We start from the raw sequence: 10,057 nt of genomic DNA, 5'->3' as shown, positions 1-10,057 counted from the left end.
TGGGTTTCAAGGCCGCTCCGCAAAGCGGCCATCTTCTCAAAATGGTGTATCAGTTTTCAATCGCTGCCTGTATCAGTTTACAACCGCTGCTGACACAGCCTACAGTGTGACCTCATGCGTGTTGGTTTCGTTCGCCTGGATGAGCCGCCACCTGGTGCGAAGGAAGAAGTTGGCGTATGGCATGGGTTCACTTACACTGTGCAGTCTAGGCGTCACATGAACGAACCCTTGCTAGTCACCGAGTCGTTCTGTATGGACTTCCCTCTTCTAGCTCTGGCGAACATGACCGCTACTATGTGGATTCAGGCTTACCAGAACAGACCACAGGATGAGATTTACAATATTTCGCAGGGTAACTAAGGAACCATATGGGAATTTTTAGCAAAAAAACCAACGAGCCGATTGACTCTGACGATCTGGCTAAGAAGGTTGAAGAATACAACCGTAAGTTTTTGGCGTCTCAGGAACCACAAAAAGCCGAACCCGCCCAAGTCAGTCAGCAAGCCCGTAATCAACAGGCATCTACTCCACTGGTTTTGGAGGGTATTGATGAGGAAGCCATTAATATAGCTAGAACGGAAATTGTACGTTATGTCTTCGTTGATATGGAAGAAGGTCCGTTCACCCCAGTAATGAAGAGTGCATTCAGTGGGGAGACACCAAGCAAGGAACTATTAACGGCCGTCGCGCAGTGTTATAAAATTGCCTTGCATACTATCTTCACGCCTGAATATTCGCTACAGGATGCAAAGGAAGACTCTGATCTGTTGAAGAATTATGTAGCAAGAAATTACCAAGCACACCTCTACCTGATACCAGCGCTGACACATGCACCGATCTATGCGACTATGACAATTGCAAAGCTTATTCAGCATCAGCAAGGCATTTCTGAAGATGAAGCCACAGAATCAGCCCATGAAGCACTTGGCACATCAATGATAGAGTTGCATCAGTTTGGTCTGACACTGATTCAAAATTTTGGAAAATAAAGAATTTCTAATCTCACAGTCGTAAAAAAAGCCCCGTAAGGGGCTTTTCTCATTTACCGAAGACTCTTCTCATCTTCGCACAGAAGCAAGCTAAATAAATCATGGTTGGGATTGACCACCCTATGAGCGTCACGTACATGCCGAAATCCAGCCTCGTATGGCCTGAAGAAATATCGGTGCAATACATGTAATAGACAAAGCAAGCGAGTGCAAAGACAGCCGTGCCAATGGACCAACCGAGGATCGATCCGATTACATCCCAACCCTTCCAGTAATTTTGTTCCATTTGCGCAGCTTTCATTTAAGACTCCTTGTCATATTGTCAACCTACTATAGCGTCGATTTTTTTCAGAGTCAAGCGAGAAAAAGAGCCCCATAACGAGGCTCTGATATCTGATTACACTTATTCGTCCGCTTTTGCTGACAACTCACTCAATCTAAGTTGGATGAATTCCTTTAATTGAACGTTGCCACCCTGCTTTATGGAATTAGGATCGTTCTTGTAAGCGTTAAATGCTTGCTTGTTTCCTTCTTCAATTTTTTGATTTGCACCATCCGCACCGAATTTCTGGCTCAACTTAGAATGAACACCCTGATATTCAGCAATCATAGACTTCGCACCTTCAGTGTGATAACCGCCACCTACGATTGCGGCAATTGAACCTGTCCCATTACCGAACTTCTTGTTCAATGTGTCGTTGTAAGCAGAGTTCACGGATTTCTTCGCTGGCTGACCTGGATCAGTCTCAAAACGAGACTCTACGCCTTCCATAAAATATTGTGCTTCTGCTGGACTCAAGTTCTTAAATGAACTGGCTATACCTTCTTTAGCCGCCTTCTTGTCCTCGTCTGTCTCACTTCTTTGATCAATCTTCTCCATGAGATTGTTCTTAGCAATGTTGACCGGATTATTGGCCTGAAGTCCAAGGAAACCCTTAGACTCACTTCTCTCTTCGCTACCTGGTGAAGCGCCTTTGCCACCTTCCTTTGTTATAGCAGCAACCTTACCGCCGCCTGGCATTGGACTACCACCACCAGAGCCGCCACCGCCATCGTCGCCTTTTCCTTTACCGAATAGCTTTCCTAATGTGTCGGAAATTTGCTTACCGTTTCGCTCACCGATTTGAATATTATTTCTTGCAGCAGAAATACCAGCAGCAGCAGCAGTCATTCCACTGTGAGAACTGTCACCCATAGTTTTTGCATAGTTACCTAACTGGTCAACACCGCCACCAATCCAACGCATGATTTCATCTGGAATTACGTGCATTAGGCTCAAGATCTTCTTTAAGAATGCAAAGCTAATGATTGCATAAAGAATTGTCCCACCTAAGATTTTGAAGAACCCTAGTGTGCCGTCAACTTGACTGAAGCTGAAAACTTGGAAGAACACTTTGTTGATGAATTCTCCAACTACCTGACTTAAAACGATAGTTGCGATGAAGCCAAATATTAAGAATGTTGGACGAAGCAATAAGCCTAAAACCATCATGTAACCGTTGGCACCTTTACCTACTAAATCATCACCGTTTGGATGTAAATGCATAACGGCCCATAAAGGTGCAACACAAATGGCGATCACGCACTGGATCAACCAGCCACCAATACAACCTAGCCAAATAATGAATGGAAGATTAGGAAGAATGTAGGCACAGGCGAACCCGGTTGCTGCCAATGCTTTCACAGGTAAGTCCAACATACTTGTGGTGACTTGTAACGCCGCACCGATAGCCCCGGCCGTCCCTGGAACAAGAGCAAGAGCAGAGAATGCAGTCATTAAAAGTGTCAATGTCCCATAAGCCATAAGTAACTTTGTGCCCATTGCTTCTAATGTTATTTCAATACCTCTTGTCTCGTTTTTCAACTCATAGATATTCAAACCTGTGAATGCTTCAGTAATTGCAGCAGCGAAGCGACCTCCTGTACCTATTTCTTGATGTCTCTTGCCGTCCTCAGCCTTATTGACGTCACTGATTGAGCTTGGTGAACCGTACTCAGCACCACGAGCAGCTAACACCTGGTCAGCGATAAGATATGGTTTTACGTCCTCATCAACAGCACCGTTATCATCATTTGTAGATATGTTTGCAGAAGTCGCAGGAAATGCAGACATTGCAGAAGTGATCTGGCCGTTTGTGAGAATTATGTTGTTATGATATGCACCAGCCAAGAACCAGCCATATTTCTTTGCAGCAGAGGTTGAGTCATTGTCTTTACTAGCCAATGTCTTTCCAACGGACTGAATTGAAGCTAAATATTTGTCAGCGATTAAACCTAGCTTTGCATAATATTTCTTTGCATCTTGTGGAACTTTTTCTTTGTTCGCAACAGCTTCAGCAGCTACAGCACGAACAGAAGTGATCATAGTTGCAGTTGCTATTCTGTGAGCATCGTTAAGAACTGAAACGTCAGGAGCTTTGAATAGATTGTCTAATGGTCCTAACAATCCTGTGTTAGTTGTAGTTGCACCTTGAGCAGTCTGCGCATTCTCAATTTTCTTTGGATATTTGACCCAACCACATGCTCTCTTACTGAAGTAAGAAGTAAGTCCTTTCTGATCACCAAAGAAATATGTGTCACCGTCTAGAGCTACATTCCAATCGTACTTAAGAGCAAAACCTAAGATTGGAGGGCTTGCTTCCATTTGCGCTTTGTGTGCTTCCACACAAACTCCTGCCACAAAAGTATCTTCAACCGCTTTCATAAGCTGAAGCTTGGTTGTAATTAGGGGAGTTGTGTTTGCACCGACAGATGGTTTAGTCATGTATGAAGCCCAAACTGCATCAGCCATGCCGACACCTTGAGTTATTAAGCTCATTACCAACATTTGCATGACACAGTAACCGCCTGGAAGAATTGGAAGAACTATGGCAGTGCCAATTGAGTAACGAATGGGAAGCCATACAGAAGAGAACTTCTTGCCTAACATTTCACCATCGTGCGCTGTACCTAAAGTACCAGCTAGAATTGTATATAGAGCTAGAACCCCACCTATCATAAGCACACCGCTATTGAAGGTTGAGATAGCAGAGCCGAAGGCATCTTTCCCACCGCTTACATCACTAAGTAGACTTCCGAACATTTGAGCTAGAATTTTGATAGATATGTCGTCGGAAGATGGCTCAAACCCTACGGCGATAGCAAGCTGAGGCATTAACATTAGCATCAGCAGAAAGATAAAACTCTTCATAGATAAAACTCCTTATTGTTTTTGTTATATATATGAGTTATATCAAATTAAAATGAAGACACAAGTCTACACATGCAAATTTCTATACATGAAATAACGGAAAAGATGAAGAAAGGAAAATCTAAAATACGGTTTGGCAAGGAGTGTGTAATATATTTTTATAAGCAAAAAAAAAGCCCCTATGTGGATAGGAGCCTTCTTTTATAACAAAGGAATTTTAATCTAGCTATCAAAACAAGAAACAGCCAATACTAAAGATAGCAGGATTTATTCATATGTCAACATACATGGCGATGTTTCGGTTGACGCAGTAGGAGGACAGGGATATACTAAATTCTGTCCTAATTTAGTACCACCAATCAACCTGGAGCCGATCATGGAACTTGCTAAGCGTTTCCGCCCCATCTCCTACCTGAAGACGAACACGGCAGATGTTGCCAAAGAGCTTCAAGAAGAGTCCGGTACCGTTGTGATCACACAGAACGGTGTTCCTTCCTTTGTGTGTGTGAGCTTTGAAGAGCACTACCGCGCCAGAGAGACAAATGCCCTCATCAAACTGTTGAGCTTAGGCCAGATGGAGAAGGCCGAAGGTAAGGTATCCTCACTGGAAGACGCTATGCTTGACATGGAGGCGGCTATCTTCGGTGAAGAAGAAGTTGAACTGAAAGCAGGTACTTGAATGACCTACAAAGTTCAAATTCTGAAGTCAGCACAAGCACAGATCATCCAGCAGACCCGTTATGTCAGGGAAAAGTTCGGAGCCGACAAAGCTAGGCAGTCATACGACACGATCACTACCAAGCTCACTGGCCTCAAAGACAATCCCCGCAGTAAAGGTATCAGAGTTCAGGAACTGGAAGATCTCGGAATCATGAACTACCGGATCATGCTTCATGCGAACCACACTAAAGCTCTGTATGACATTGACGACAGCAAACAACTTGTCACTGTTCACATGGTCTACGGTAGTGCTCAAGACTTTCAGACTTTGCTCTACGATAGGATTATTCGTCACCTACCATAAAGAAGAAGCCCTCAAGTTGAGGGCTTTTTTTTGGAGGGCTTTTCATATACGCGACCAAGCTATGAAAAGTAAGTTGAAGAGAATAGAAAATAAATGCCGCCAGATATTACATCTACATTTAGCAGATTCTACAAAGAAGTCAACTATCCTCTTAGCAAAACAGAAAGAAGCCCTCAATATGAGGGCTTTTTTAGTTTGTATACCATATATAACATTTCAAATGCTTAGCCGCTTTAATGAAAAGTCATCTACATCTAGCAGATTTTTCAAGATTGTCAACTTCCTGTTTTTAGCTTCGCTCTTTCGTCCATTCGGTAAGATAGTCAGCGACAGCTTCACCCCACACCACCCGTATAGGCTCGCCATCAATCGCGGACATGAAATAGTTCGCATAGTCCCATGAAGCCTTGTCTTCGCTGGTGTAGCTCTGGACGGCGAGCGCAATGATGGCCATGAGGAACTTGGGCTTGAGTGTCACCTTCCCTATCGCGTCCCGCATGTCGTTGCGAGTTGGATCTTGGACAAGTTGTGCGAACTCGTGATGAACGCCGGCCCACACCTGGCCTACACATTCCTTCATGAGTAGGTCGGCCAGAGCTTCCCACTTCTCAATGAGAGTCCGCTTCGGACTGTAGAAGTCGTAGAGAGCGAACACCCGAGTCAAGAACAGCTTCGCCCTGGTCTTGTCGCCCTCGAGGACCGGCCAGAGCGGTATCCCATCAGGACCGTCCAAGAATTCCCAGCTACTTCCGCTAAGCACCCTCTCCACGTCCATCAGCGTCTTTTCCTTCGGCGCCACGGTGAGACTGCTGTAGTTGAGCCATGTCGCCTTGACACCCTTGCTCTCTAGGTTTGCGGACAGGTCACGCACGGAGGACGCCCCTACCCGCTTGTACACATGGTCAAACCACGCCTTTGTGCGAGCTTTCGCTAGTCCTGCCAGCTTGCCGTTCTTCTTTTCCGGTTTCTTCACCGCGGACTCCATTGATGACCTGGTAAGGATTTTATCACCCCCTGAATCAGCGACCAATGTTCATGTTGATTTGAGATTTTCGCTAACTCAAATCGATTTGAGATGCCGTCTATCTCAAATTTTTACGATCATCCCGAAGCGTAAAGTTCAGTCCATGCAAACGAAACACATAAATGAGTTTGCAGAAAAATGAAACCTAAACTTTATAAGGAATGAACATGAACCTGAACATGAATAAAAACCACCTGCTGAATATGAACTCACTGATCGGTATGAAAGATATGCCAGAGGCTTCGGTTGATCTTCTACTGACCGATCCTCCGTACGGTATCGCAGATGCTTCAAAGCTCACCAAATCAAACGGGAAGTTTGTATCAACCAACGAAGCATGGGGTAACGACTTCCAAGACGCATGGGCAAATGTTGAAGATTATTGGAACTGGTTTAAGCCGTTTGTTGCAGAGATGAACCGAGTCATGAAAGACGGCGCGAGCATGATTCTCTTCCTGGACCGCAAATACACAGGATACATCGTCTACATGATTGAGAAGGAATTCGGACTGACCTTTAAGAACAAAGTGTATTTCTCTAAAAAGAACCCTGTCCCTTCAATGCGTAAGGTGAACTATAGGTCAAAAATCGAAGAGGCAATTTGGTTCAGCAAAGGTAAGCCGAACACGTTCAACTTCGGTGAGCAGTCAGAAATGACTCAAGTGTATGAAGGGCCAATTGGCAAGAAGAAGACCAAGCACCCTACCGAGAAGTACACCTGGATGATCGAACCTCTTATCAAGAATCATAGCAATCCTGGTGACGTGATTCTGGACCCCTTCTCAGGCTCAGGAGCCACCTTGATGAACGCTATCAAGATGGGACGCAACGCGATTGGCTTTGAAATGAATGCCACCTTCCATGAGATGGCTAAGCACCAGGCAGAGACAGCGAAATACGAAGTGATTTATGAGCCGCAGGCCAATGAACCTGCACAGAACGATGACCAGTACGAGCAAGCGGCTTAATGTAACCAAGGAGGCAACTATGAAATTTCAGCTTTATATGGAGGGCTACCTTCCGCAAACAGCAACTGTAATTATTGAGGCCAAGGATGAAATTGAAGCTGAAGAGATTGATTGGATAATGGCTAAGGAAGGAGATATCGATTGGGAAGATTGCGACCAATCATGTTACCGAACTGAAGTAGTAGAAGTTAGCAGAGCCGAAGAGGATGCAGAAGCAGACAATATTTAACTAAGGAGAAGAAATGAACGACGAAATCAAACTATACCGCGTGGAGGTGAATACCAACTTTTGCTTTTATGTTGACGTGGAGTGCGCAGATATTGAAGAAGCAAAAAGCATTGCATGGGACCGTGTGTATGCGAAGTCTGAAGAACTTGTTGGATGTGGTAACGATGAAGAGGACATGATTTACGGAATCGCACAACCTGAAATTGGCGATGTCACTGACGCAGACAACAACCCAATTGAGGACGATGAAGATGAAGACGACGAAGAAGAATACGAAGAAATCACTGATGAGCAAAGCATTCGCTCAATAGAAGTCTTTCATGAATTTGTAGAACAAATCACACTAACTAAAGGAGCATGAAAATGAACAACACAACACTAACTGATATTGCATACAAAATCGCTGCAAAAAAATTGGCAATGGGATTTAATGAACTGCATAAAGCCCACACAAGAGAAAACAAAATTGGCAGCAAACTTGGCAAAAAAATCCTAGATAAGACTATTTCGTGCATTCCAGTAATCATGGAGCTGACTGATTTTGTGACGGATGTTGTCGAACCATCCAAAAGTAAATTGTGGTTAGATACAGTGGTCAAAGGCGCTTATATATATGCCTCTGAAATAGTTCAAGGACATGCAAAAAAACTTCCGTCAGACATCGTCTGCTCAATGGTCGAATCATATTGGGAGGTGGAGTTTGAGCATATCTTCACTGAAATTAAGATTTCTTATCTATCTGAACAGCAGCTTTGCGAAGTTAAGAAAAATGCAGCGATTCAATCGAAGGCGTACCTAAAGAAAAACAACGAATTGTTCTTCGGAGTTGGGGTTATCGCTAACAGCTACCTGGAAGCAGATGATTGGGCAACGGTCACAGTTCGTGCAATTTTTGCAGAATATGCGTTTAGAGAAATACAGCGACTCTCTCAACCAACTAAGTAATAGGAAAGACATATGCAAAGAATACATGGAAGTAGCTACAACCCTAACCATGACGATGGAGGCAGTCTTTATGAATAAGGAAACGACATACAGTGAATGCTTTGACACCACCTTGAGTATCAGGGTGGATGTTTCTAGCGAAGACCCCAACAAGGTGAAGGGACTACTCAAGGAGAAAGTTAATAAGCTCCTTGAAGAGATTTTAAACAGTGAATATGAACATGGTGAAGCTGAGTCTGCAATAGGTATCACCTGGAAGAAAGATTTTTAACCACAAGGAGAAAATATGGAAGGCAGTAAATTTATGCAAGAAGCGGCAACGAACGCATTTTATGCTAACGCATGCGAAATGGTATCTGAAGATATTCAGGATTTTAAAGAATGTTTAGAACTTAATACATTGAGCGGCAGGATGAAGGATGAATACGAAACCTTCAAATGTTATGTGGACTTCAAGTACGCGGTACTTGAACGGTGCGAAAACGGGTTAGGTTGCGAAGACGGAATTGAACTTATGAGACTTGCGCGAGACATTCTATTAGAACTATGCGACAAAAGGGATATTTTGAATATCAAGAGCGTATGTCCTCATTACTTTTCAACCAACGAGGCATGGGGATGGAAAATAATTTATAAACAACTTGAGGAGCAACAATGAAGAACACGAACAAACAGACCTTTTCGGATTACTTTTCTGACTCAACCTATCACTACTTGAAGGTTCTGAGCGCAATCGGACGAATGACTAATTTTGAACTCAAGTTCACCTGGTCAAATAAAAATGGGTTTGATGTTGAGCCGACTTTCAATCTGACCAAAACAGAGGACACCTCCACCTGGTGCAAGACTTTGGATGCTGCTATGAAGTGCTCTACGGTGTGGAATGCAGAAGTGAAGGAAGTAGAGGCGACTGGCTTTAAGCTCTATGGCAAACAGGCAGAGGCACTATTGAGCGCGAAACTTGGAGCCTGTTATATCTATCAGAAACTCATGGATAGGCTTGAATACACAGAGCTTGCCCAAGCGAATATCTGTCAGTTAGAAATTTATGATGGCGAAACACACTTCATTTTTGAGTACGGCGACGAATACAAAGACATTTTGTTTTCTGCAAGAGAGATGGACGAATTCTTAAAGGAGATGAGAACAACTGCAAGCTATCACGTATAAAGGAAATCATATGAAAGACGAAAAAACAATTGAAGTATATGACCCGACCGATTTTTATGTCGATCATCGCTTTATGATGGGTGTATGCAAGGCTGTCGTCAATGATATTAATGGGATTAAAGAAGCGATGCGAGAACAATCCGCTTTTTACGGTAATTTATTTTGGCATCGAGTTTTAAACTTAGCTGATGTTAAGTACCTTGAGGACGAGATGGAATGGCACGCACAAGAGAATGCAACGATGGCTGGATTTTGCCGTTATGCCCATCACATGCTTTCTGTTCATTGCGAACAACGTGATTTGCTCAAAATAAAAAACTTAGTTCCAAAGTGGAGCGAAATACATAACCGTTGGGGTTGGAATGTAATTTACGATAAATAAGGAGAAAATATGGAACAAATTCTAGGAAACAAAACCTTAAAGGGTAATCCCCCCGCAAAAAGAGCGCGATCAGAAGTAGAATTTTCTACTTAAGATACAGAAAGCTCTACATGAAGACCTCCCGTTTTACCGACAG

At 43.5% G+C, this 10,057-nt stretch carries 14 protein-coding genes; 11 read left to right on the top strand and 3 right to left on the bottom strand.

Translation table 11 applies throughout. From position 1 onward, the window contains the following. The first annotated feature begins 368 nt into the window (after positions 1 to 368). Positions 369 to 989 carry a hypothetical protein gene (locus ABIB38_RS23780; protein ID WP_429207243.1) on the top strand — a complete coding sequence of 207 codons (621 nt, stop codon included), beginning with the start codon at positions 369 to 371 and terminating at the stop codon, positions 987 to 989. Positions 990 to 1,038: 49 nt separating this feature from the next. Here ABIB38_RS23780 and ABIB38_RS23775 read toward each other — a convergent pair whose 3' ends face one another. Then, positions 1,039 to 1,290 carry a hypothetical protein gene (locus ABIB38_RS23775; RefSeq protein WP_429207241.1) on the bottom strand — a complete coding sequence of 84 codons (252 nt, stop codon included), beginning with the start codon at positions 1,288 to 1,290 and terminating at the stop codon, positions 1,039 to 1,041. A 102-nt stretch (positions 1,291 to 1,392) separates the two neighbouring features. Next, positions 1,393 to 4,179, bottom strand: a complete 2,787-nt coding sequence (locus ABIB38_RS23770; protein ID WP_429207239.1) for a DotA/TraY family protein — start codon at positions 4,177 to 4,179, stop codon at positions 1,393 to 1,395. A 376-nt stretch (positions 4,180 to 4,555) separates the two neighbouring features. On the opposite strand from ABIB38_RS23770, the gene ABIB38_RS23765 reads away from it, so the two are divergent. Further along, on the top strand, positions 4,556 to 4,858 hold the full coding sequence (locus tag ABIB38_RS23765) for a type II toxin-antitoxin system prevent-host-death family antitoxin (protein WP_429207238.1): 303 nt from the start codon (positions 4,556 to 4,558) through the stop codon (positions 4,856 to 4,858). Then, complete coding sequence (locus ABIB38_RS23760) at positions 4,859 to 5,203, top strand: type II toxin-antitoxin system RelE family toxin (RefSeq protein WP_429207236.1); 345 nt, start codon at positions 4,859 to 4,861, stop codon at positions 5,201 to 5,203. It begins immediately after the preceding gene. A gap of 289 nt (positions 5,204 to 5,492) precedes the next feature. On the opposite strand, the gene ABIB38_RS23755 is transcribed toward ABIB38_RS23760, so the two are convergent. Continuing rightward, complete coding sequence (locus ABIB38_RS23755; protein ID WP_429207235.1) at positions 5,493 to 6,176, bottom strand: hypothetical protein; 684 nt, start codon at positions 6,174 to 6,176, stop codon at positions 5,493 to 5,495. 218 nt (positions 6,177 to 6,394) lie between these two features. Between ABIB38_RS23755 and ABIB38_RS23750 the strand changes: the two genes are divergently transcribed. From ABIB38_RS23750 to ABIB38_RS23715, 8 genes are read left to right on the top strand one after another with little or no spacing between them, the layout of a single operon-like run. Next, positions 6,395 to 7,195 (top strand): DNA-methyltransferase, encoded by an 801-nt coding sequence (locus ABIB38_RS23750; protein WP_429207233.1) that lies wholly within the window; start codon positions 6,395 to 6,397, stop codon positions 7,193 to 7,195. 19 nt (positions 7,196 to 7,214) lie between these two features. Then, positions 7,215 to 7,424, top strand: a complete 210-nt coding sequence (locus tag ABIB38_RS23745) for a hypothetical protein (protein WP_429207231.1) — start codon at positions 7,215 to 7,217, stop codon at positions 7,422 to 7,424. Between the two features lie 13 nt (positions 7,425 to 7,437). Beyond that, on the top strand, positions 7,438 to 7,785 hold the full coding sequence (locus ABIB38_RS23740; RefSeq protein ID WP_429207229.1) for a hypothetical protein: 348 nt from the start codon (positions 7,438 to 7,440) through the stop codon (positions 7,783 to 7,785). A 2-nt stretch (positions 7,786 to 7,787) separates the two neighbouring features. Next, positions 7,788 to 8,369, top strand: a complete 582-nt coding sequence (locus ABIB38_RS23735; RefSeq protein ID WP_429207227.1) for a hypothetical protein — start codon at positions 7,788 to 7,790, stop codon at positions 8,367 to 8,369. Positions 8,370 to 8,394: 25 nt separating this feature from the next. Continuing rightward, on the top strand, positions 8,395 to 8,640 hold the full coding sequence (locus ABIB38_RS23730) for a hypothetical protein (protein WP_429207225.1): 246 nt from the start codon (positions 8,395 to 8,397) through the stop codon (positions 8,638 to 8,640). A gap of 15 nt (positions 8,641 to 8,655) precedes the next feature. After that, positions 8,656 to 9,027: a hypothetical protein gene (locus ABIB38_RS23725; protein WP_429207223.1), complete on the top strand. Its 372-nt coding sequence runs from the start codon at positions 8,656 to 8,658 to the stop codon at positions 9,025 to 9,027. After that, on the top strand, positions 9,024 to 9,539 hold the full coding sequence (locus ABIB38_RS23720; protein ID WP_429207222.1) for a hypothetical protein: 516 nt from the start codon (positions 9,024 to 9,026) through the stop codon (positions 9,537 to 9,539). The genes ABIB38_RS23725 and ABIB38_RS23720 overlap by 4 nt, the downstream gene beginning before the upstream one ends. Before the next feature lie 10 nt (positions 9,540 to 9,549). Then, entirely contained in the window at positions 9,550 to 9,921 is a 372-nt protein-coding gene (locus ABIB38_RS23715; protein ID WP_429207220.1) for a hypothetical protein, read from the top strand. Positions 9,922 to 10,057 lie beyond the last annotated feature (136 nt).

Source organism: Massilia sp. UYP11, assembly GCF_050434805.1.
Classification (GTDB): Bacteria; Pseudomonadota; Gammaproteobacteria; order Burkholderiales; family Burkholderiaceae_D; genus Telluria.
The sequence above is the reverse complement of the archived record's forward strand: the minus strand, read 5'-3'. Positions and strand labels throughout refer to the sequence as shown.